Source organism: Streptomyces sp. BE20, from assembly GCF_036322525.1.
Lineage (GTDB): Bacteria > Actinomycetota > Actinomycetes > Streptomycetales > Streptomycetaceae > Kitasatospora.
Window position 1 is genome coordinate 159,985 of the sequence record NZ_JAQYWW010000939.1, and the last position, 23,002, is coordinate 182,986.

The 23,002-nt window shown below is 75.2% G+C and carries 13 protein-coding genes; 7 read left to right on the forward strand and 6 right to left on the reverse strand.

Going from position 1 to position 23,002, the window contains the following annotated elements:
• The first annotated feature begins 79 nt into the window (after positions 1–79).
• Positions 80–5,833 (forward strand): non-ribosomal peptide synthetase/MFS transporter, encoded by a 5,754-nt coding sequence (locus tag PUR61_RS22715; protein ID WP_329881160.1) that lies wholly within the window; start codon positions 80–82, stop codon positions 5,831–5,833.
• Positions 5,830–8,991, forward strand: coding sequence for an amino acid adenylation domain-containing protein (locus PUR61_RS22720; protein ID WP_329881161.1), 3,162 nt, complete (start codon positions 5,830–5,832; stop codon positions 8,989–8,991). Before PUR61_RS22715 ends, PUR61_RS22720 begins: the two co-directional genes overlap by 4 nt.
• 66 nt (positions 8,992–9,057) lie before the next feature.
• Here the strand turns inward: PUR61_RS22720 and PUR61_RS22725 are convergent, their stop codons facing one another.
• From PUR61_RS22725 to PUR61_RS22740, 3 genes are all read right to left on the reverse strand, one after another.
• On the reverse strand, positions 9,058–9,435 hold the full coding sequence (locus PUR61_RS22725; RefSeq protein ID WP_329881163.1) for a hypothetical protein: 378 nt from the start codon (positions 9,433–9,435) through the stop codon (positions 9,058–9,060).
• A gap of 292 nt (positions 9,436–9,727) precedes the next feature.
• The gene (locus PUR61_RS22735; RefSeq protein ID WP_329881164.1) at positions 9,728–10,531 is read right to left on the reverse strand and encodes a ricin-type beta-trefoil lectin domain protein; all 804 of its coding nucleotides are present in this window, start codon (positions 10,529–10,531) and stop codon (positions 9,728–9,730) included.
• 439 nt (positions 10,532–10,970) lie between these two features.
• Positions 10,971–11,411, reverse strand: a complete 441-nt coding sequence (locus PUR61_RS22740; RefSeq protein ID WP_329881165.1) for a MarR family winged helix-turn-helix transcriptional regulator — start codon at positions 11,409–11,411, stop codon at positions 10,971–10,973.
• Between the two features lie 88 nt (positions 11,412–11,499).
• Between PUR61_RS22740 and PUR61_RS22745 the strand changes: the two genes are divergently transcribed.
• The gene (locus PUR61_RS22745) at positions 11,500–11,913 is read left to right on the forward strand and encodes a nuclear transport factor 2 family protein (protein WP_329881166.1); all 414 of its coding nucleotides are present in this window, start codon (positions 11,500–11,502) and stop codon (positions 11,911–11,913) included.
• A gap of 94 nt (positions 11,914–12,007) precedes the next feature.
• On the opposite strand, the gene PUR61_RS22750 is transcribed toward PUR61_RS22745, so the two are convergent.
• The 3 genes from PUR61_RS22750 to PUR61_RS22760 form a co-directional block, all read right to left on the reverse strand.
• Entirely contained in the window at positions 12,008–12,763 is a 756-nt protein-coding gene (locus PUR61_RS22750; protein ID WP_329881167.1) for a DUF3152 domain-containing protein, read from the reverse strand.
• A 446-nt stretch (positions 12,764–13,209) separates the two neighbouring features.
• On the reverse strand, positions 13,210–16,380 hold the full coding sequence (locus tag PUR61_RS22755) for an AMP-binding protein (RefSeq protein WP_329881168.1): 3,171 nt from the start codon (positions 16,378–16,380) through the stop codon (positions 13,210–13,212).
• A 94-nt stretch (positions 16,381–16,474) separates the two neighbouring features.
• Entirely contained in the window at positions 16,475–18,439 is a 1,965-nt protein-coding gene (locus PUR61_RS22760) for a transketolase (protein WP_329881169.1), read from the reverse strand.
• Between the two features lie 274 nt (positions 18,440–18,713).
• Here PUR61_RS22760 and PUR61_RS22765 point away from each other — a divergent pair, with 274 nt between their 5' ends.
• The 4 genes from PUR61_RS22765 (at position 18,714) to PUR61_RS22780 (ending at position 23,001) form a co-directional block, all read left to right on the forward strand.
• Positions 18,714–19,817, forward strand: coding sequence for a carboxylate-amine ligase (locus PUR61_RS22765; protein WP_329881170.1), 1,104 nt, complete (start codon positions 18,714–18,716; stop codon positions 19,815–19,817).
• A 150-nt stretch (positions 19,818–19,967) separates the two neighbouring features.
• Complete coding sequence (locus PUR61_RS22770; RefSeq protein ID WP_329881171.1) at positions 19,968–21,242, forward strand: ABC transporter substrate-binding protein; 1,275 nt, start codon at positions 19,968–19,970, stop codon at positions 21,240–21,242.
• On the forward strand, positions 21,239–22,171 hold the full coding sequence (locus PUR61_RS22775) for a carbohydrate ABC transporter permease (protein ID WP_329881172.1): 933 nt from the start codon (positions 21,239–21,241) through the stop codon (positions 22,169–22,171). Before PUR61_RS22770 ends, PUR61_RS22775 begins: the two co-directional genes overlap by 4 nt.
• Positions 22,168–23,001: a carbohydrate ABC transporter permease gene (locus PUR61_RS22780; protein WP_329881174.1), complete on the forward strand. Its 834-nt coding sequence runs from the start codon at positions 22,168–22,170 to the stop codon at positions 22,999–23,001. Before PUR61_RS22775 ends, PUR61_RS22780 begins: the two co-directional genes overlap by 4 nt.
• Position 23,002: the final 1 nt, after the last annotated feature.

Below are 23,002 nucleotides of genomic sequence, written 5' to 3' on the forward strand. Positions count from 1 at the left end.
GCGCGCCGCCCTCCCCTTCCCGCGACGGATCCGCCCCACCGGCACCTCCGCCACCGACGTGCGCCGAAATGGAACACCGATGACCGACACCCAGGACCCTGCCACCGGGCTGTCCGCGACCAAGCGCGCGCTGCTCGCCCAGCGGCTGCGCGCCGCCTCGGCCCCCGCCAGAACCGTGCCCGCCCGGCCGTCCGACACCGCTCCCCCGCTCTCCAGCGGGCAGGAACGGCTCTGGTTCATGGACCAGTTCGCCCCGCAGTCCACCGCCTTCACCCTGGCGCCGGCCCGCCGGCTGCGCGGCCCGCTCGACCGTCCGGCGCTGGACGCCGCCCTGACCGACCTCGTCGCCCGCCACGAGGCGCTGCGGATGACCTTCCCGAGCACCCCCGAGGGCACCGCGGAGGTCCGAGTCGCCGAACCGGCCCCCTGCCCGGTCCGGTTCGTCGACGCCTGCGCCGCACCGGACCCGGCCGGGCAGGCCGCCGACGAGCTCGCCGCCCTGGTCGGGGAGCCGTTCGACCTGACCAGCGGTCCGCTGCTGCGCGCCCTGCTGGTCCGCACCGCGGCCGAGGAGCACGTGCTCGCGCTGGTCATGCACCACATCGTCAGTGACGGCTGGTCCCTCGACATCCTCCACCGCGAGCTGGACGCGCTCTACGCCCGGCACGCCCACGGCACCCCGGACAACCTGGCCGCCCCCGCCGTCCGGTTCGGCGACTACGCACACTGGCAGCGCGAGCGCCTGAACGGCGACGCGCTGGCCTCCTCCCGCGCGTACTGGCGGACCGCGCTCCGGGACGTCCCCGCACTCGACCTGCCCACCGACCGGCCGCGCCCGCCGGTGCTCACCTTCGACGGGGCCGCCCTGGAATTCCACTGGGGCACCGAACTCGGCAACGGTGTCAAGGAGTTGGCCCGGTCGTCGAACGCGTCCGCCTACATGGTGCTGATGGCCGCCCTGCAGGTGTTGCTCGGCCGGCACTCCGGACGGCGGGACTTCGCGGTCGGCTCGGCGGTCGCCGGCCGGCTCCACCGCGAACTGGAGGACGTCGTCGGCCTGTTCGTCAACATGCTGCCGATCCGGGCCCGGTTGGAGGGCGACCCGACCTTCGGCGAGCTGCTCGGCCGGGTCCGCGAGACCACCCTCGACGCGTACACCCACCAGGAGGTGCCGTTCGAGCAGATGGTGGCCGACCTGGAGATCGAGCGCGACGTCAGCCGGTCCGCCGTCTTCCAGGTCACCTTCGCCTTCCAGAACTACGGCGACCGCAGCGCCGGTACCGGCGCCGACGCCGCCACCGGCTCCGCCACCGGCGCGCTGACCGGCGAGAGCTTCGGCCACGAGGCCGCCACCACCCGCACCGACCTCGCGCTCTACATGCGGGAGAAGTCCGACGGCGGCCTGTACGGGCTGCTCACCTACCGCACCGACCTCTTCGACGCGGCCACCGTCCGGCGGCTGGTCGAGCGTTTCGAACTGCTGGTCGCGGCGGCCTCGGCCGACCCGGGCCGGGCGGTCTCCCGGCTGCCGCTGCTCACCCCCGGCGAGCGGCGGGACGTCCTGGAGACCTGGGCCGCCGGCCCGCCGCTGCCCGTCACCGCCGCCGGAACCGGCGCCGACAGCGGTGCCACCGCCCCCGGCACGCTGACCGCGCTGCTCGCCGCCACCGCGCGGGCCCACCCCGAGCGCCCGGCCCTGGTGTTCGAGGACCGCACCGTCGACTACCGCGAGCTGGAGCAGCGCGCCACCGGCCTCGCCCGCCGCCTGCGGGCACTCGGCGTCGGCCCGGACGACCGGGTCGCGGTCTGCCTGGAGCAGTCCCCCGAGCTGGCGGCGGCCCTGGTCGGCGTCCTGAAGTCCGGCGGCTCCTACCTGCCGCTGGACCCGGAGCAGCCGCCCGCCCGGCTCGCCCACCTGGTGGCCGACGCCGAGGTGCGGGTCCTGGTCACCGACTCGGTGCTGCGGGAGCGGTTCCCCGGGTACGCGGGCGCCGAACTGCTGCTCGACACCGGACCGGCCGACGGCGCCGCGCCCGGCCCCGATCCGCTCGCCCCGGACGCCGAACCGCTCGACGAGGTCTCCGGCCCGGACCACCTGGCCTACGTGATCTACACCTCGGGCTCGACCGGCGCACCCAAGGGCGTCGCCGTCCAGCACCGCCAGATCCTCAACTACCTGGCCGGCGTGCGGGAACGGCTGCGGATCGAGCCGGGCGCCGCGTACGGGCTGCTCCAGTCGCTGTCCTTCGACTTCAGCATCACCATGCTCTACCTCGCCCTGACCACCGGCGGCCGGGTCCACCTCCTGCCGCGCCGGATCGCCGGCGCCGAACTCGCCGACCAGATCGAGGCGCTGGAGCTCGACTACCTCAAGATGACCCCCTCCCACCTGGCCGCGCTCGGCGCCGACGCCCCCATGGAGCGGCTGCTGCCGCGCCGGGCGCTGGTGCTCGGCGGGGAGGCCTCGGCCTGGCCGTGGGCCGCCGAGCTGGCCGCCCTCGGCCGGTGCGCCGTCTTCAACCACTACGGCCCCACCGAGGCGACCGTCGGCGTCACCGTCCACGAGGTCACCGCCGGCGCCCACGGCCCGGGCAGCACCCCCATCGGCGCCCCGCTCGCCGGCGCCCGCTGCCACGTCCTGGACGAGACGCTGCAACCGGTGCCGCCCGGCGTCACCGGCGAGCTGTACCTCGGCGGCGACCGGCTCGCCCGCGGCTACCTGGGCCGCCCCGACCTCACCGCCGAGCGGTTCGTCGACGACCCGTTCGGCGCGACCGGCGACCGGCTCTACCGCACCGGCGACCTCGCCCGCTGGCGGCCCGACGGCACCCTCGACTACCTGGGGCGCGCCGACGACCAGATCAAGGTCCGCGGCTACCGGGTGGAGCCCGGGGAGATCGAGGCCGCCCTCACCGCCCTGCCCGGCATCACCCAGGCCGTCGTGCTGGCCCGCGGCGAAGGGCTGCGCCAGGCCCTGGTCGGCTACCTCGAACACCCGGGGGGCGGTCCCGCCCCGGCACCCGCCGACCTGCGCGAGGCCCTCGCCGAGGTCCTCCCCGACTACATGGTCCCGGCCCGCTTCGTCGTCCTCGACCGGCTGCCGCTGCTGGCCCACGGGAAGGTCGACCGGCGCTCGCTGCCCGAGCCCGAGGAGCCCGCAGCCACCGGCGAGTACGTCGAACCGGAGGGCGAGGAGGAGGAGTACCTCGCCGGACTCTGGGCCGAACTCCTGGCCGTCCCCCGGGTCGGGGCGCTGGACGACTTCTTCGAACTCGGCGGCCATTCGCTGCTCGCCACCCAGGTGGTCGCCCGGCTGCGCCGCACCTACCCCGAACTGCCAACCCCGGTCGGGGTGATGGACCTCTTCAAGTACCCGACCGTCCGGCGCCTCGCCGCCCTGCTCAGCGACCCGCACGCGGACCGCGGACCGCGCAGCCTGCTGCACCGGCTCACCCCGGCGGGCCGGCGGACGACCGCCAGCATCGTCTGCACCCCGTACGGCGGCGGCAGCGCGCTCATCTACAAACCGCTCGCCGACGCCCTGCCCGCCGACTGGGCACTGCACTCGCTCGCCGTCCCCGGCCACGAGCTGGGCGAGGAGGCGATGGACATCGACGAGGTGGCCGCCCTCTGCGCACAGGAGATCGTCGACACCGTGGAAGGGCGGATCGTCCTCTACGGCCACTGCGGCGTCGGCGTCCGGCTGGCCGTGGAGATCGCCCGGCGGGTGGAGGCGGCCGGACGGGAGATCGAGGCCGTCCACCTCGGCGGGATCTTCCCGTTCGCCCGGCCGCGCGGACGCGGCGCCGCCGTGGGCGAATGGTGGGCCAGGGTCGCCGACCGGCTCCGCAGCGACCAGGGCATGATCAACGCCCTGGCGGCGGCCGGTCTGGACACCGACGAGGTCGGGACCGAGCAGCTGCGCCTGATGGTCGGCAACCGCCGGATCGGCACCAAGGAGGCCGAGCAGTACTTCACCCGGCTCTTCGAGAGCGAGGACGGCCGGATCGCCGCACCGGTGATCGCCGTCTGCGGTGACCGGGACCCGGCCACCGAGTTCTACGAGGAGCGGTACCGGGAGTGGCACCGTCTCAGCGACACCACCGGCGTGGTGGTGCTCGACGAGGCCGGCCACTTCTACCTCAAGTACCGGGCCGCCGAGCTCGCCGAGATCCTGACCACCGTGCACCGCTCGGTGGCGGCCGGCGAGGAGGAACGGCACCGGCGGAGCGAGGGCGCCACCTGGTGGCTGGCCGGGCTCTCCCGGGACGGGGCTGAGCAGCCGGTCGGCGTCCCGGACGCCTCGCCCGCCGCCGCGGACGCCTCGCCGAACGCCGCGGGCACCTCGCCTGCCTCCCGGGGCCCGAAGGCGCCGTCGACCCGGCCGACCATGCGGCGGTTCCTCGGCGTCGCCGCCGGCCAGCAGATCTCCATGATCGGCTCCGCGCTCACCGAGTTCGCCCTGCCGGTGTGGATCTACCTGACCACCGGATCGCTCGCCCAGTTCGGCCTGTTGGCCGCCTGCGGGCTGGTGCCCGGCATCCTGGCCGCGCCGATCGCCGGCGCCGTCGTGGACCGCGGCGACCGGCGCCGGATCATGCTGTACGGCGACGTGGCGGCCGGCCTCACCCAGGCGGTGATGCTGCTGCTGTACCTGACCGACGGTCTGGAGGTCTGGCACGCGTACGTGCTGATCGCGGTCCTCTCCACGGCGCTCACCTTCCAGCGGCTCGCCTGGAACTCCGCCGTCCCGCAGCTCGTACCGAAACGTTTCCTCGGCCGGGCCAACGGCATCGTCCAGATGGCCTTCGGACTCGCCCAGTTCCTGGTGCCGCTGTTCGCGGTCGGCCTGCTCTCCGTGCTCGGCCTCGGCGGCATCCTCGCGCTCGACGTCGCCAGCTACGTCGTGGCCACCGCGGTCACCCTCGCCGTGCGCTTCCCGGACGTGATGGCCGCGCGGCGGCGGGAGAGCGTCGCCGCCGAGATCCGCGCCGGGTTCCGGCGTGCGCTCGGCAGCCGGCACTTCCGCGCGATGCTGCTGTTCTTCGCGGTGCTCAACATCTTCCTCTCGCCGCTGTTCCTGCTCACCACCCCGCTGGTGCTCTCTTTCGCCCCGCTCGCGGCGGCCGGCTGGGTCTCCGTCGCGGCCGGCCTGGGCGCCGTCCTGGGCGGCCTGACCCTGCTCGTCTGGGGCGGTCCCCGACGGCTGCGGCTGCGCGGCGTCCTGGTCGCGACCCTCGGCCTGGCCGTCGCCTGCCTGGTGACCGGCCTGCGGCCCTCGGTCCTCACGGTCTCGATCGGCGCGTTCGGCATGGCCTACGGACTCGGCCTGGTCAACGGCGTCTACGCGACCATCGTCCAGACCAAGGTGCCGCTCCGGTTCCACGGCCGCGTGATCGCGGTGAACACCATGGTCGCCTGGTCCACCCTGCCGGTCGGCTTCGCCCTGGTGGCTCCGCTCGGCCCCCGCCTGGTCCAGCCGTGGGTCGACGAGAACGGCCCGCTCGCGGGCACCGTGGGACGGCTGATCGGCACCGGCGAGGGACGCGGCATCGGTCTCCTCTACCTGCTGTTCGGCCTGGCCATGGCCCTGCTCGTACTGGTCTGCCTGGCCGTCCCGGCACTGCGGCACTTCGACCGCGACGTCCCGGACGCCGAGCCCGACGACCTGATCGGTCTCGCCACCCTCTCGGGCCGCGCCGACGCCGTCGCGCCCGGCACCGTCGCGCCCGACGCCGCACCCGGCACCACACCAGCCCCCGCTCCCGTCCCCACCTCGCCCGCAGCCGTCGCGGCCGCGCGCCGTACCGGAACCGAGGCCGCCGCCCGATGACTCCCACCGACCGCACGACCGGCGCCGACCGCCCCACCGGGGCGGCCCACCCGCTCACCGAGGAGCAGCGGCGCCTCTGGTTCCTCCAGCAGCTCCACCCCGCCGACGCGGGCTTCAACATGTACCTCTGCCGCCGCTGGAGCGGCCCGCTCGACCGGGAGGCGCTGCGCGCCGCGCTCACCCGGCTGACGGACCGGCACGAGACCCTGCGCACCCGCTTCGCCCTCGACGGCGAGGCGCCCGTCCAGCTCGTCGAGCCGCCCGCGCCGGTCCCGCTCGACCTGGTCGAGCTGGCGCCCGGCGCCGGGGAGCGGGACTTCACCGAGGCCTGCCGTCCGGCCGTCAACGCGCCGTTCGACCTGGCCGCCCGCCCGCCGCTGCGCGCCGTCCTGATCTCGTCCGGGCCCGACGAGCACGCGCTGGCCGTGGTGGTGCACCACATCGTGTCGGACGGCTGGTCGTTCCGGATCCTCTGGAGCGAGCTGCTCGCCCTCTACCGGGAGGAGACCGGCGAGGGGCCGGCCGGCCTGGCACCGCTCGGCCTGCGGTACGGCGACGTCGCCCGGGCCGAGCAGGACCGCGCGGCGAACGGCGGGGCCGAGGCGGCCTTCCGCTACTGGGCCGAGAAGCTGGCCGGCACCGGCCGGCTACGGCTCCCCCTGGACCGTCCCCGTCCGGCCGAGCCGCTGCACCCGGCGGGGTTCGCCACGGTGAGCCTGGACCCCGGCCTCACCGCCGCCCTGGACGCGCTGGCGCGCCGGGAGCGCTGCACCCCGTTCATGGTGCTGCTGGCCGCCTACCAATGCGTGCTGGCCCGCTGGACCGGCACCGGAGACTTCCTGGTCGGCACCCCGCTGGCGGGCCGCACCGAGGCCGCACAGGAGGCGCTGGTCGGCTACTTCACCCGGACGGGCGTGATCCGCGCGGACCTCACCGGGGAGCCGGACTTCCGGACGGTGCTGCACCGGGCCCGGGCCGCCACCCTGGGCGCGCTGAGCCACCAGGACGTGCCGGTCGAACGGCTCGCCGCCCACCTGGGCCTGCCCGCGGAGGCCGGCGCGGCGCCGCTCTACCAGGCGGTGTTCGTCCACCAGAGCCAGTACGACCTGGCCGGGGGCGACGGCGGGTCCGACCTGCCGGCCGGGGTGCGTACCGCCTCGATGGACTCCGGGTTCGAACGCGCCAAGACCGACCTGCTGCTCGACAGCTGGCGCACCCCGGACGGCGGGCTGACGCTCTCCTTCTGCTTCGACCGGGAGGTCTTCGACGAGGCCACCGTGACGGCGCTCGGCGACCGGTGCCGGGCCCTGCTCGTCGCCGTGGTCGAGGACGCGGTGCTGCCGCTGCACGGCGACTGGCTGATCGGCGCGGACGAACGCGCCGAGCTGCTCGCGCTCGGCACCGGGCCGGCGTCCGGACCGGTGCCGCCGGTCCTGGAGCGGTTCGCCGAGCGGGTCGCCACCGCGCCGGACGCCCCGGCGCTGGAGTGCGGGGGCCATACCCTCTCCTACGCCGAACTGAACCGCCTGGCCGACGAGTTGGCCGGCCGGCTCGGCCCGGTCGCCGGGCAGCTGGTGGCGGTGCGGATCGCGCCGTCCTTCGACCTCGTGGTCGCGCTGCTGGCGGTCTGGAAGGCCGGCGCCGGCTACCTCCCGCTCGACCCGGCCCACCCGGAGGAGCGGCGGCGGCTGATGCTCCGCGAATCGGGCGCCGTCCTCCTGCTGACCGACGAGGACGGCGACGGACTCCGCGTCCGGCCGGTCTCCGACCCCGCCCCCGGCGACGAGCGGGCCGGGCTCGCGTACGTCCTCTACACGTCCGGGTCCACCGGCACCCCCAAGGCGGTGGCCGTCGACCACGCGGCCCTCGCCGCGCGGGTCGACTGGATGGCGGGGCCCGACGGCTACCGGCTCACGCCCGCCGACCGGATCGTCCAGTTCGCCTCGATCGGGTTCGACACCCACGCCGAGGAGGTGTGGCCGGCGCTCGCCACCGGCGCGTGCGTCGTGCTGCTGCCCGGCGGCGGACGCACCCTGCCCGAGCTGCTGCGCGGACCGCACGGGCCGTCCGTCACCGTGCTCGACCTGCCGACCGCGTACTGGGAGGAGCTGGTCTCGCTCGACGGCGAGACCCCGTGGCCGGCCGCCCTGCGGCTGGTGGTGCTCGGCGGCTCCGAGGCCCGCGCCGACGCCGTCGGACGCTGGCGGGACCGGCACGGCGACACCGTCCGGCTGGTCAACACCTACGGCCCGACCGAGGCCACCGTCATCGCCACCGCCGGCGACCTCACCGCCCCGGACGCCGCCCGGCGCCCGCCGCTCGGCCGGCCCCTGCCGGGGGTGCGGCTGTACGTGCTCGACGAGCGCGGCGCCCTGCTCCCCCGCGGCTCCGAGGGCGAGCTCCACATCGGCGGCACCGGCCTCGCCCGCGGCTACCTGGGCCGCCCCGACCTCACCGACGCAGCCTTCCGCCCCGACCCGTTCACCGGGACGCGGATGTACCGCACCGGGGACCGTGCCCGCTGGCGCTCCGACGGGCGGTTGGAGTACCTCGGCCGCACGGACGAGCAGGTCAAGCTGCGCGGCTACCGGATCGAACCGGCCGAGATCGAGGCCGCCCTGGCCGACCACCCGGAGGTCGCCCGGGCGGCGGCCGTCGTCCTGGCCGGCCGTCGTCTGGTCGCCTACGCCGTCCCCGCGTCCGGCGCCGAGCCGGCACCGGACGCCCTGCGCGAACACCTCGCCCGGCGCCTGCCCGCCTACGCCGTCCCGGACACCGTCGTCCTGCTCGACCGGTTGCCGCTGACCCTGAACGGCAAGCTGGACACCGCCGCCCTCCCCGCCCCCGACCCGACCGCGGGGGCCGAGTACCTGGCCCCGCGCACCGACGCCGAACACCTCGTCACGCAGCTCTGGCAGGAGGTCCTCGGCCTGCCCCGGGTCGGGGTGCTCGACGACTTCTTCACCCTCGGCGGGGACTCTCTCCTGGTGACCCGAGTCGTCGCCCGCATCCGCGCCGGGGTCGGCCTGGAGGTACCGATCCGCGACGCCTTCGAACTCTCCACCGCAGCCGCCCTCGCCGCCCGCGTCGAGGACCTGCTGATCGCCGAGATCGAAGCCCTGAGCGAGGACGAGGCCGCCGACCGCCTCACCGGCTGACGGCCCGCTCCGCCTCGCGCGCCCTGCGGTGTCGGGGAACCCTCCCCGACACCGCAGGAGCGGCCGTCAGAAGTCGCCGAAGGCGGCTGCGAGATCCGCGTCGTGCATGCCGGGGAAGGCGTAGCCGTCCTGCTCGTCCCACGGGACGTCGAGGTCGTCCATGTGCACACGCCACTCCGCTCCGGGCAGCGCGCGGCGCAACTCGGTGACGGCGCCCAGCACGTGGACCATCACCGGCAGCATCCGCCCGGGGTCGCCCGGCAGCTTCGTGGACCCGGCCAGGATCCCGTCCGGCCCGGTGCCGTCGTCGTCCAGGGAGAGGCCCTCCTCGTCCTGGTAGGGGAACGACGACGTGTGCGCGGCGACGATGCGCTCGACGGTGGCGGTCTCGGCATCCGTCCGCGGCATCGCCCGGTCGGCCGAGTAGTAGAGAGAGACGCTCATGGACCGACCGTACCGAGGGGGTACGACAACACCGCCGGGCAGCACGGCGGCTGCGGCCGGCAGGCGCCGCCCGGCGGGAAGGTCGGCCAATCCCTGAGGATCGCCTTCAAAGGTCGGGTCCGGAGCAGGACTGAGCCGATGGTGACGGCGGCCTGGTAGGACTCGCGGGTCCTGTCGGAGCGGGTGGCCAGGCCACGCCATTGCTTCAACCGGCCGAAGCGGCGTTCGACGACGTCGCGGAGCCGGTGGATCCGTCGGTCGAAACCAGGTGGCCCGCCCCTCGGCACACCCGTCAGGAGGGCAGGACCCAGCGCTGGCCGGCGCCGCCCGCGCAGTCCCGGAGCACCAGCTGGTTGCCATTGGTCGGGTCGGCCCCCGGGACGGTCAGGCACCGGTTGGACTGCGGGTTGACGATCTGGCCGTCCGGCATCGGGTACCACTGCTGGGCGGCGGTGCCGTTGCAGAGGAGGAGCTGCACCTTGGTGCCGTTGGCCGTACCGCCGCCGACCGCATCCATGCACTTACCCAGCGCCTTGACGGTTCCGCCGACGGGCAGCCGCCAGATCTGGCCGGCCGCGCCGGTGCAGTCGCTGATCTGCACCTTCGTCCCGTCCTCGGGACTGCCGTTCCGGAGTTCCATGCACGTGCCCGCGAGTCCGGTGATCGGGCCCGGCGGGAGGACCGGGCCGGCCTCCTCCGGCGGCAGGCGGTAGCCGAGGAGGATCCGCACGTCGACGAAGTGCCCCGGACTGCAGTCCACGGAGGTGGCGGTGTTGCCGACGATCACCGAGCTGTTGACGTAGAAGTCGTAGACTCGGCCGCTGAGGGTCCACGCGCAGTGGGCCTGGAGCGTCCAGGTCTGGAGCGGGTCGATTCCGGTGCACTCCCCGAACTGCCTCGGTTCGCCGATGACGGCATAGGTGCGACAGCCGGCGGGCGCGGAGGCCGGGGAGGCCGCGGGAGCCTCCGGCGCAGCGGCGGCCGCTGCGGGCACTCCGGCCGCTCCGGGATCGGAGGCGAGGGCGGCCGAGGGCGCGGCGAGGGCGGCGGCCACCGCCAGGAGGAGGGCCGCGAGCAGGGTCGGGGCACGACGCATCGGAGGATCCCTTCCGGGCCGCGGGAACTTCCAACTCAACACCTTGTCGGTCGAGTTGACTGATCGACAGATTCCCCGGGCCGCTGGCCAGCCTTGGGGATCGACCGCCCGGCGTCAACGTGTCCTCGCGAAATTCTTCCCCGGGGTCAACGCCGAACGGCCCTGCCCGTTCGTGCCCGGGTCGGTCGGTCGGCCCGGCGGCGCGGAACGCCGGCCGGGACGGGAAGGGCCAGGGCGACCGGGACGCCGCCGGGAGTGGCGGACGTGTCGAGGTAGGCGAAGCCGACGGCCGGGCCGGAGCCTTGTCCGTCTTCGTCGGCGACCGGAACGCACACTTCGAGCAGGGGCCGGGCTGCGACGAGGTGGGCCTGCTCGCCGGGGGTCAGCTGTGCGGGGTGGTCCCGGAGGGCGAGAACGGCCGGCTGTTCGACGACGGACCTCAGGGCCGTTGGTGGTGGGCGAGCAGGCGGGTGAGCAGGCCGGTCAGGGTCTGCCTGTCCTCGGCCGAGAGTGGTTCCAGGAGGTCGTCCTGCACCGCGTCCAGCGCCCGGTCCAGGCGTCGCAGGTGCCGGCGGCCCGCCGGGGTGAGGTGCACCCTGTTGCGTCTCCGGTCGTCCGGGTCCGGCGTCCGCTCGACGCAGCCCTGTTCGGCCAGTTCGTTGATCGCCGCCACGACGTCACTGCGGTCCATGCTGCACCGGCGGCCGAGTTCGGCCTGGCTGGACACCCCGAACTCGTCCAGGGCGGCCAGGATCCGGTAGTGGTACCCGCGCGCTCCCACCCCGCCGAAGCCTTCGGACGCCAACCGGTGGGCGTGCACGGCCACCTGGGTGAGGAGCCAGCTCGGCTTCGCCGTCAGGTGTACGGGGGTCTCTTCCACGCCGGCCACCCTACATTGTTGGCGCGGCCAATCGATCTCTGTACAGTTGGCGGCGCCAATGTTGGACGCGCCAACAAAAGGGGATGCCATGTCCACGAACGCGCCGATCGCCGACCGCATCGAGATCGCCGACCTGTTCAGCCGTTTCGCACGCCTGCTCGACGAGAAGCGGTGGGAGGAGGCGGACACCGTCTTCACCGCCGACGTGACGGGGCACTCCCCGCGCTCGGGCGAGATACACGGCCTCGACGGGCTCGTCGGATTCATGCGGCAGGCCGAGGTCGAGGGGGAACACACCCAGCACGTGACCACGGACCTGCTGGTGGACGTCGACGGCGACCGGGCGGCCGCCACGGCGAACTCGCTCGTCTACTTCTACCGCAGCGGCCGGCCGCCCCATCTGTCGAGCGGCCTGCGGCTGGCCTGCACCGCCGCGCGGACGCCGGCGGGCTGGCGACTCCGCGAGGTGCGGACCGCCGTCGCCTGGACGCACGAGAGGTGATTCCCCCTCCGACGCGAGGCCCCCTCCGACGCGGGTCGGAGGGGGCCGGGATCGCGGCACGGGGAGACGGCCGCGGCGGCACGGGGCCGCTCCGCTACGGCGCCGGGGTGGCGGCCGGGAGGAGGGGGCCGGTGAGGAGGGTGCCGGTCTCGGAGAAGGGCCAGCCGTTGGGCACGCAGCCGTGCAGGCCCTTGATCTGCTGCATCATCACCGGCGCCGGCTGGCCGGGCCCGGGGCAGTCGACGTGGCCGAGGCCGAGGACGTGGCCGACCTCGTGGTTGACGGCGAGCGCGTGGTACAGCTCGGGCTGCCCGGCGTAGAACTCGGTGAGCTCCCGCCAGCGCGTCACGTTGATGACGACCTGGTGGCCCACCCCGCAGTTCACCCAGCCACCGGTGTCCAGCCCGTACTGGCCGCATATCCGGTCGGTGGTCTCCGGGGTCGCCAGGTAGACGGTGAAGTCGACCGGGTCGGCGTCCATCCGCTGGAAGGACCGGGTGCCGTCCGCGGCCCAGCCGCGCCGGACATCGCCGAGGACGGCGTCGACCTCGGCGGCGAACCGCCCGGGGCTCTCCTTCAGCCCGTTCTCGGCCCGCACCTTGTAGCGGTAGAGCTGCCCGCCCGTACCGAAGCGGTTCGAGCCGCCGGTGGCCGTGGTGAACGCCGACGACAACGGCTTCTCCCGGTCGGCGGCGGGCTTCCACGGATGCCACCAGAGCAGGCCGGCCGCCAGCGCGGCGGTCACCGCCAGGGCGAGCGCGCCCGTGCGGGCCTTCCGGAGGCGGGTGCGGCTGTCCGCACCGTCCGACGGCGAGTCCCCGTTGCGCCGGAGTCCGGCGAGGCCCCTCATCGGCCGCTCCCCGCGACGGGGTGACGGGGCGACTGCCGGGCGGACGACCCGCGGACGGGCCGAACGGGCCCGGCCGACGGTGCCGGTGGGGATGCAGGGGGGACGGTGCCGAGCGGTCGACGGCGGGCCGGGGCCTGGGTGAGCATGGTGGCGCGAGACTCCTGTTCCGTGGATCGCACGGATGTACGGTCCCGTAGAGGCTAACCGGCCGAAGTGGACCACCCGTCCGGCCTGCCCGCCGGAACCGACGGCGGTGAACCCTCCGGGAACGCCCCCGCCGGCCCCCGCTGCCCAGGGCACCGGCTCCGGGACGGCCGCACCCCGGCCCCCGACGGGCACCGCACCGCGGCCCGGACGGGCACCGGCTCCGGGCCCCGACGGGCAGCCCGCCCCGGCCCCGACGGGCAGCCCGCCCCGGCCCCGTCGGGCAGCGCCCCGGAGACGGCCTAGACCCCGGCGGCCTCCGCCAGGCGGGCCTCCAGCGCGACGGCCAACGCCTCCACGGCCTCCGGAGCGAAGGCGTGCTCGTTGTAGCGGAGCCAGCAGACCAGGCTGCCGTCGGGCTGCTCGGTGGCCGCCAGCTCCGGCACGTGGCGGTCGCCCCCCGGCATCGGGTAGGGGACGGTCGCGCTGCGCGGGACCTCCCAGGCGTCACAGGCCAGGCCCGGCAGCTGCGCCGGGGCGCTCCAGCTCTCGTAGCGGAGCCAGGCCGCGAACGGCGCCTGCGGGCTGAACTCGGCGAACGGGTACAGCTGGTGGTCCAGCGCCGCCGTCGAGGTGTCCCGGACGCGGGCGAGCAGTTCGGCGAAGCCGGGCGCGCCCGAGGCGTCGATCCGGAGCAGCAGCGACTGGACGAAGCAGCCGATCGCCCGCTCCGCCTCCGGCCTGGTCCGGCCCGGCACCGGGGTCATCAGCACCAGGTCGGTCTGACCGCTGCGCTCGGCGAGCAGGCCCAGCCAGACCGCCGCGAGCGCCTGGAAGGGCGTCGCGCCCGCCTCCGTCGCCCGCGCACGCAGCGCCTCGGCGCGCGCCGCCGGGACGGCGAAGCGGTGCGCGGCGCTCAGCACCGTCTCGGTGTCCGCACGGCCGGGAAAGGGGTGCACCGCCTCCGGCGCCCCGGCCAGCGTCCGGGCGAAGTGGGCCCGGGACGCCGCCCAGTGGGCGTTGGACCAGGCGACCAGCTCGGCGTACTCCGGCCCGGGCCGGGGCGCGGGGGCCGGGCGGCCCCGCCGCAACGCCGAGTACAGGACGCCCAGTTCGCGCAGCAGCACACCGACCGACCAGCCGTCCGCGACGATGTGGTGCACGGCCAGCAGCACGGCGTGGTCGTCCTCGCCCCGGCTGACGACGGCGAGGCAGGCCATCGGCCCCTCGCCGATGTCGGTGAGCCGGTCACGGACGGCGACCAGCCGGGCCGAGACCTCGTCGTCACTCTCGCCCGGGGCGTCGACGAGGACGACGTCCACCTCCGGCTGCTCGTCGACCACCGCGCGCCGCACCCCCGGCTGCGCGGCGTCCGGCACCGGCACGAAGCGCGTGCGCAGCGCCGGGTGACGGCGTACGGCCTCGCGCAGCGCCTCGGCCAGCAGGTCGGTGCGCAGCGCCTCGGTGACCCGGAACATCACGGCGACGGAGCCCACGTTGCGGCCCTCGGCCTCGGCCGTCCAGCGCAGGAAGTTCTCCTGCTGCGAGGTGAGCGGCACGTCGTGCGGCTGGGCGCGCAGCTCCCGGAGGTAGGCGGAGACCTCGGCCACGGCGGCCGGGGCCCGGTCGTCCACGGCCGCCGGGGCGTCGTCGAGCCAGGCCGCCTGGGCGCGGAGCGAGGGCCGTTCGAAGACGAGGGCGGTGCTCGCGGCGACGCCGAACTCGGCGGTGATCGCGGCGGCCAGCTGGACGGCGCGGAAGGAGTCCCCACCGAGGGCGAAGAACTCGTCCTCCACGGCGCGGACCTGACGGCCCAGCACCTTCCGCCACAGGGCGGCCAGGGCGGTCTCCCGGTCGGTGGCCGGCGGGGTGCCGGGGGCGGCCGGGTCGTCGGCGGCCGGTTCCTCGAAGCGGGCCCGCAGTTCGTGCTTGACCACCTTGCCGCTGGGGTTGCGCGGCAGCCGGTCGGTGACCAGGATCCGGACCGGCAGTTCGGCGCGGCCGAGCCGGGCACTCAGGAAGAGCCGGAGCTCGTCGAGGTCCAGGCCGCCGGCGGCGGGCACGACGGCGGCGACCGGCACGGCGCCCATCACGGCGTGCGGGACGCCCAGCGCCGCCGCGTCGGCGACCTGCGGGTGGGCGTGCAGCACGTCCTCGATCCGCAGCGTGGAGACCTTCAGCGCACCGGACTTGATGATGTCGCTCTCGCGGTCCACCAGGTACAGGTAGCCGTCGGTGTCCAGCCGGCCGAGGTCACCCATCCGCACCCAGCCGTCCCGGAAGACCGCGTCGGACGCCGCGCGCCCGGCCACGTACCCGCGCGGCGGGCCGGGCTGGCGCAGCCAGACCTCGCCGACGGTGCCGGGCCCCACCGGGCGCCCGTCAGCGTCGAGCAGCCGCAGGTCGGCCGGGTTGGCGGGGCGGCCGACCGAGCCGGGTCGGCGGGCGTCCACGACGGCGGATATCTGGGCCGGCGAGGCCTCGGCGGAGGTGTAGGTGTTGACGACGGTGGCACCGGGCAGCGCCTCGCGGAGTGCGACGGCGACCGGGGCGGGGAGCGCGGCGGCGGAGGAGCTGACCAGCAGCACGCTGCTCAGGTCACGCCGTGCGGCGACGCCCGAGTTGAGCAGTTCGACCGCCATGGACGGCACCAGGAAGACGGTGCCCGCCCGGTACTCCTCGACGGTCCGGCCGAACTCCTCGGCGTCGAACCGCGGCAGGCAGATCGTCGCGGGCGCGGCGACGAGCGCGTTGACCAGGACGACCTGGGCCGCGTTGGTGCCGATCGGGAAGGCCTGGACGGCGTGCGCCGAGTGCGCGTACGCGCGCGGGCGCGGGTCGAGCCGCTGGCCGGCGGTGAGGCTGGCGTGGGCGGCGTGGACGCCCTTGGGCGCCCCGGTGGTTCCGGAGGTGCCGATCACCTGGGCGAGGTCCTCCGGGTCCGGCCGGTGCGGCGGCTCGTCGGGGCCGTCGGCCGCCTCCAGCACCGCAAGCCGCAGGCAGGGGACGCCGGCCGCTTCCGCCCGGGGGTCGTCCGCCGTGCCGGCCACCGCCCGGCGCACCTCGCTCGCCGCCGCCAGCCGCGCGGTGTCGTCCGGTCCGAGGTCCTCGCGGACCACCACGCCCGCCGCACCGGCGTAGTGCACGGCGAGGAACGCCACCGCGTACTCGTCCCACGCGCTGTTGGGGAACAACAGCAGGACCCGCTCCCCCGGCCGGACGCCCGCCCGGGCGAGCCCGTGGGCGGCGCGGACCGCCCGCTCCCGCCACCCGCGGTAGTCGAGCGCCGGGCGGCCGGGGGCCAGCAGCGCGGTGCGGTCCGGGTGCCTGGCGGCCCGGTCGTCCAGCAGATCGGTGAGCGTGAGCGGGGTGCTGACGGTGGATCGGGTGTTGATGACGACTCCCGGAAAGGGCCAGGACAGGGGGGACGGCGGCCGATCGGCCGGACGCGCTGGTCCAGACCGTATCGGCACGACCGTCCCGCCCGCCAGGGTCGTCCGGGCGGCGGACGCACGGCCGGTCCGGGTGTGGGGCCGGCGGCCTGACCGGCCGCCGGCTGCCGGCCGGTCAGGCCGTCTGCCTCGCACCGGTCACGTCGAGGGCCGCCGAGGTGATGGCGTCGGCGTCGATGCCGGCTTCGGCGAGGAGTTCGGCGGAGGTGCCCGAGCCGGGCAGGGTGCGGACCGCCAGGTGCGCGACGGCCGGGCCGTGCCGTTCGCCGGCGAGCGCGGTGAGCACCGCCTCGCCGAGGCCGCCCTCGGGGTGGTGGTCCTCGACGACGACCAGGGCCCCGGTCTGCTGGGCGGCGCGCCGTACGGCGGCGGCGTCCAGTGGTTTGACCGAGTAGAGGTCGATCACCCGGGTCGCGACGCCGAGTTCGGCGAGCCGGTCGGCGGCCTTCAGGCACTCGTGGACGGTGACACCGGCGCCGAGCAGAGTCACCCGGTCCCCTTCCCCGCCGCCCCGCAGGTTCTTGGATCCGCCGACGGGAAAGGTCTCGTCCTCGGGATAGAGGACGGGGTGGGCGCCCCTGGTGGCGCGCAGGTAGGAGATCCCGTCCAGGTCGGCCATGGTGGCGGTGAGAGCGGCGGTGCAGGTCGCGTCGGCGGGGTACAGCACCGTGGAGCCCCGGACGGCCCGCATCATCGCGAGGTCCTCCAGCCCCATCTGGGAGGGGCCGTCGGGGCCGATCTCCACCCCGCAGTGGGTCCCGCACAGCGCCAGGTCCACCCGGGAGACGGCCGCCATCCGGACGAAGTCGTGCGCCCGGGTGAGGAACGCGGCGAAGGTGGTGGCGTAGGGCCGGTAGCCGCGGACGGCCATCCCGACGGCGGTGGCCACCATCTGCTGTTCGGCGATGTACGACTGGAAGAACCGGTCCGGGTGGGCCTCGGCGAAGTCCTCGGTGGTGGTGGAGTTGCCGACCTCGGCGTCCAGGACCACCACCTCCGGGCGGGCGTCGCCGAGCGCGACCAGGGTCCGGCCGTACGCCGCCCGGGTGGCCACCTCGTCGCCGACCTCGAAGACCGGCAGCTCCACCGGGCGGCCGGTGCCGACCGGGGCGGGCGTCGCGCCCGGGGCCGGTGTCCGGGCCTGAGCCGGAATCGGGACCGGGGCGGGTGTCTGAGCCGGAATCGGGGCCGGTACGGCGGGCGGCCTCGGGCCGCGGACCCTCAGGTGGCGGACCCCGCCCAGTTCCTCGACCGCCCGCGCGGCCATGTCCTCGGGGAAGGGCTTGCCGTGCCATCCCTCGGCGTCCTCCACCTCGGCGAAGCCCCGGCCCTTCACCGTGCCGGCGACCACCACGGTCGGCTGCAGGCCGTCGGCGGCGGTCCGCAGCGCCTCGTCCACGGCGGCCGGGTCGTGGCCGTCGACGACCAGGGCGCGGCACCCGAACGCCTCGATCCGCCGGGCGTAGGCGTCCACGTCCCGGCCCAGTGCGGTGGGGCCCGACTGGCCGAGGCGGTTGACGTCGACGATCACGGTGAGGTTGGCGAGCCGGTGGCGCCCTGCCGCGTCCAGGGCCTCCCAGACCGACCCCTCGGCCATCTCGCCGTCCCCGCACAGCACCCAGACGTGGTACGGCCGGTGTTCGAGGTCCCGGCCGGCCAGCGCGATCCCCACCCCGTAGCCGATCCCCTGGCCGAGCGAGCCGGTGGCCACGTCCACCCAGGGCAGCACCGGCGTCGGGTGGCCCTGCAAGCGGGCCCCGGCGCGCCGGTAGGTGGTCAGGAGTTCGTCCTCCGAGATCGCTCCGGCGGCCCGGAGCATCGCGTACAGCAGGGGCGAGGCGTGGCCCTTGGAGAGGACGAAGTGGTCGTTCCCCGGGTTCGCCGGGTCCTCCCAGTCGTAGCGCAGGTGGCGGGCGGCCAGCACGGCCACCAGGTCGGCGGCGGACAGGGCCGAGGTGGGGTGCCCGGAGCCGGCGGCGGTGCCGGCCCGGACCGCGTCCACCCGGAGCTGCTGGGCGAGTTCGCCGAGGTCGGCCAGGTCGGAGCCGGGGCCGAGCGGGGACGCCTGGGTCGTGTGCATGCGGGAGCTCCTTCGGTCGTTCGGGACGGGACGGGACGGCAGGGGACCGGCCCCGCCGGGACGGCCCTCGCGGCCGGCGGCGAAGTCCTCCGGGAACCGGGCGCCGGCCTCTCGCCTAACCGCTCCCGGCAGCACCAAACGACTGCCGTCCGGCGGATCCGGAGGCGGACCCACCCCGCCTGCCGGGCGTCCGTCCCGCCCTCCGGCCTCCCGCCGGCCCGGGACGCCGCCCGTCCGCGGCGTGGGAACGGCCTGCCGGGGTAGCCGGGAGGCCATGCTGACACTCGGAGTCGAGGAAGAGTACCTACTGATCGACCCGCGGGACGCGACACCCGTCCCCCGCGCCGCCGAGGTCCTGGCCGCCGCCGACCTGGCGCCCGCGCTGCGGCCGGACGAGGCCCAGCACGAGCTGCTCCAGGTGCAGGTGGAGACGGCCACACCGGTCTGCGAGGACCTCGCGGCGGTCTCCCGCCACCTGGTCCGCATCCGCGCCGGACTGAGCGCCGCGGCCGCGCGGAACGGCTGCCGCGTCGTGCCCGTCGGAGCTGCCCCGTTCGGCCATGACGGGCCCGTCCCGGTCACCGACGGTGACCGCTACCGGCGGGCCCGCCGCCAGGCGCCCTCCCTGGTGGACGACCTCATGCTCAACGGCATGCACGTCCACGTCGGCATCCCCGACCCGGAGGAGCGGCTCGGCGCCCTCGTCCGGCTGCGCCCCTGGCTGCCGGTCGTGGTCGCGATGGCCGCCAACTCGCCGTACTGGCGCGACCGCGACACCCACTTCGCCAGCTGGCGCACGGTCCAGTTCGACCAGTGGGCGGTCAGCGGCCCGCCGCCGCTCTTCCGCGACGCGGCCGACCACCGACGCCGGGTGGACGCGCTGCTCACCGCCGGGGCGATCACCGACGAGGGCCAGGTGTACTGGCACGCCCGCCTCTCCGCCCGCTACCCCACCGTCGAGGTGCGGGCGGCCGACGTCCAGCTGACGGTGGCGGACGCCGAGCTCTTCGCCGGCCTGATCCGCGCCCTGGTGACCTCGGCGGTCCTGGACGAGCGGGCCGGGCGCCCGCGCCCGGAGACGCCCGACGAGCTGGTGCGCGCCGCCACCTGGCACGCCGCCCACGCCGGCCTGCACGGCGCCCTGATCTCCCCGCTGGACGGCGTCGCCCGCCCCACCGCCGCCGTGATCGAGGAGCTGTGGGCCCGGATCGCCCCCGGTCTCGACGCCGCCGGCGACACCGACCGGGTGTCCGACCTGTGGCAGGCGTTCCGGCAGAACGGGAACGGCGCCGACCGCCAGCGCCGCTGGTACCGCGAGGCGGGCCGGACCGGCCTGGCCGAACACCTCATCGGCTCCACCCTCGTCCCGGCGCCCTGACCGCGGTGTGAGGCCCGGCCCGACGACCGCGCCGGGCCGGGCTTTACGCCGCGCGGGCGGTCCCCGGGTGTGTCCCGTCGCCGGCTCCGGGCCCCTCCGGCCCGACCGCCTAGCGTGGCCACCCGCAGGCCGCCGACGGGAGGGACCACGATGACCGGAGTCCGCGACCGCACCGCGCTCGTCCTGGTCCTGCTGCTCACCTGGGCGCTCGCCGCCTGCGGCAGCGGCGCCGGGAACGGAACCGGGAACGGCCCGGTCACCCTCGACTGGTACAACTTCCCCGACGACTCGGGCGCGCTCCAGCAGGCCGCCGACTCCTGCGGCAGCGCCTCCGGCGGCCGCTACACGATCCGCTACAACAAGCTGCCGCGCACCGCCGACGGCCAGCGCCAGCAGCTGGTCCGCCGGCTCGCCGCGCACGACAGCGGCGTCGACATCATGGGGCTGGACGTCACCTGGACCGCCGAGTTCGCCGAGGCCGGCTGGGCCCGCGAGTGGACCGGCCCGCTGCGGGAGCGGGCGAGCGAGGACACCCTGGCCGCCGCCCTGCGCACCGCCACCTGGAAGGACCGGCTCTACGCCGTCCCGTACAACTCCAACACCCAACTGCTCTGGTACCGCGACGACCTGGTCCCCAGCGCACCGCGCACCTGGGCCGAACTGCTCGACCGGGCCCGGCAACTGGCCGCCGAGGGCAAGCCCCACTTCGTCGAGACCCAGGGCGCCCAGTACGAGGGTCTGACGGTCTGGTTCAACACCCTGGTCACCAGCGCCGGCGGGTCGATCCTCACCCCGGACGCGTCCGCGCCGTCGCTGGGCGAGCCGGCCGTCGCCGCCGCGCAGGTCATTCGCGACCTGGCCCGCTCCCCCGCCGCCGACCCCTCGCTCGCCAACCAGATGGAGGACCAGAACCGGCTGGCGACGGAGTCCGGGACCGCCGCCTTCGAGCTCAACTACCCCTTCGTCTACCCGTCGATGAAGGCCAACGAGCCCGAACTGTTCCCGCACTTCCGCTGGGCACCCTACCCCGCCGTCGTCCCGGGACGGCCCGCCACCGTCACCATCGGCGGCATCGACCTGGCCGTCGGCGCCTACTCCCACCACCCCGACCTGGCCCAGGAGGCCACCCTCTGCCTGCGCAACCGCGACAACCAGCTGACCAACGCGCTCAAGGGCGGTCTGCCGCCCTCCCTGCGCAGCCTGTACACCGCCGCCGAGCTCACCGACAGCTACCCGTTCGCCGCCGACGTCCTGGCGGCCCTGGACACCGCCTCGGTACGGCCGCAGACGCCCGCGTACCAGAACGTCTCGATCGCCGTCGCGCACGCCCTCTCGCCGCCCTCGGCGGTCGACCCGGAACGCACCGTCGCGGCGCTCTCCGGCCAGATCAGGGACGCGCTCGGCTCGAAGGGGCTGATCCCATGACCGCCACCACCGCCCGCCCGCCCCGCCCGGACGCACCGCCGGGCCGGAGGTCGGCCGGCTCCCGGGAGGAGCGCCGGCTCGGCTGGCTGCTGTGCGCCCCCGCCGTGCTGGTGATGACCCTCGTGACGGCCTATCCGGTCGGCTACGCCGTGTACCTCTCGCTCCAGCGCTACGACCTGCGCTTCCCGGACCGGGCCTCGTTCGTCGGGCTCGCCAACTACGGGGCCGTGCTCTCCTCCCCGTACTGGTGGCAGGCCCTGGGGGTGACGGTGCTGATCACCGCCGTCTCGGTCACCGTCGAGCTGGTGCTCGGCCTGGCCCTGGCGCTGGTGATGCACCGGGCGGTGGTCGGCCGGGGCCTGGTGCGCACGGCGGTGCTGGTGCCGTACGGCATCGTGACGGTGGTCGCCGCCTACTCCTGGCAGTACGCCTGGACGCCGGGCACCGGCTACCTGGCGGCGCTGCTCCCGGAGGGCAGCGCCCCGCTCACCGAGCACTGGCCGGCGATCGGGCTGATCATCCTGGCCGAGGTGTGGAAGACCACCCCGTTCATGGCGCTCCTGCTGCTGGCCGGGCTGGCGCTGGTGCCCACCGAGACCGTCCGGGCCGCGATGGTCGACGGCGCCGGCTTCGGGCAACGGCTGCGGCTGGTCGTCCTGCCGCTGATGAAGCCCGCCGTGCTGGTGGCCCTGCTGTTCCGCACCCTGGACGCGTTCCGGATCTTCGACAACATCTACGTGCTGACCGGCGGTGCCAACGACACCGGCTCGGTGTCGATCCTCGGCTACGACAACCTCTTCACCGCGCTCAACCTGGGGATCGGCTCGGCGATCTCGGTGCTGATCTTCCTCTGCGTGGCGGCGATCGCCCTGGTCTTCGTCAAGGTCTTCGGCGCCGCCGCGCCCGGCGGCGCGACGGAGCGCCGGTGACCGCCCGCCAGGCCCGTGCCCGGACCGGCTGGGGCGTGGTCAACCTGGTGGTGGTGCTGTACGCGCTGTTCCCGGTCTGGTGGATCGCCGCACTGTCGTTCAAGGACCCGGGCACCCTGTCCGACGGCGACTTCGTCCCGCGCAGCTGGACGCTGGAGAACTACCGCGGCATCTTCCGCACCTCGGAGTTCACCCGGGCCCTCGTCAACTCGATCGGCATCGCGGTGATCGCCACCACGCTCGCCCTCGTGCTCGCCACCATGGCGGCCTACGCGGTGGCCCGGCTGCGCTTCCCCGGGAAGCGGCTGCTGATCGGGATGTCCCTGCTGATCGCGATGTTCCCGCCGATCTCCCTGGTCTCGCCGCTCTTCGAGATCGAGCGCGTGCTCGGCCTCTTCGACACCTGGCTCGGGCTGATCATCCCCTACATGACCTTCTCGCTGCCGCTGGCGATCTACACCCTGTCGGCCTTCTTCCGGGAGATCCCGTGGGACCTGGAGAAGGCCGCCAAGGTGGACGGCGCGACACCCGCCCAGGCGTTCCGCCTGGTCATCGCCCCGCTGGCCGCGCCCGGGGTGTTCACCACCGGCATCCTGGTCTTCATCTTCTGCTGGAACGACTTCCTCTTCGCGATCTCGCTGACCTCCACCGACGCGGCCCGGACCGTCCCGGCCGCGATCGCCTTCTTCACCGGCAGTTCCCAGTTCCAGCAGCCGACCGGCTCGATCGCCGCCGCGGCCGTGGTGATCACGGTGCCGATCGTGCTCTTCGTCCTGTTCTTCCAGCGCCGCATCGTGGCCGGCCTCACCGCCGGCGCAGTGAAGGGGTGAC

Bases quoted from the DNA above. Each gene is read 5' to 3' on its own strand.
- PUR61_RS22770 (WP_329881171.1), top strand. From the start codon at position 19,968: ATGACCGGAGTCCGCGACCGCACCGCGCTCGTCCTGGTCCTGCTGCTC.
- PUR61_RS22765 (WP_329881170.1), top strand. From the start codon at position 18,714: ATGCTGACACTCGGAGTCGAGGAAGAGTACCTACTGATCGACCCGCGG.
- PUR61_RS22750 (WP_329881167.1), bottom strand. From the start codon at position 12,763: ATGAGGGGCCTCGCCGGACTCCGGCGCAACGGGGACTCGCCGTCGGAC.
- PUR61_RS22745 (WP_329881166.1), top strand. From the start codon at position 11,500: ATGTCCACGAACGCGCCGATCGCCGACCGCATCGAGATCGCCGACCTG.
- PUR61_RS22715 (WP_329881160.1), top strand. From the start codon at position 80: ATGACCGACACCCAGGACCCTGCCACCGGGCTGTCCGCGACCAAGCGC.
- PUR61_RS22775 (WP_329881172.1), top strand. From the start codon at position 21,239: ATGACCGCCACCACCGCCCGCCCGCCCCGCCCGGACGCACCGCCGGGC.
- PUR61_RS22760 (WP_329881169.1), bottom strand. From the start codon at position 18,439: ATGCACACGACCCAGGCGTCCCCGCTCGGCCCCGGCTCCGACCTGGCC.
- PUR61_RS22720 (WP_329881161.1), top strand. From the start codon at position 5,830: ATGACTCCCACCGACCGCACGACCGGCGCCGACCGCCCCACCGGGGCG.
- PUR61_RS22735 (WP_329881164.1), bottom strand. From the start codon at position 10,531: ATGCGTCGTGCCCCGACCCTGCTCGCGGCCCTCCTCCTGGCGGTGGCC.
- PUR61_RS22725 (WP_329881163.1), bottom strand. From the start codon at position 9,435: ATGAGCGTCTCTCTCTACTACTCGGCCGACCGGGCGATGCCGCGGACG.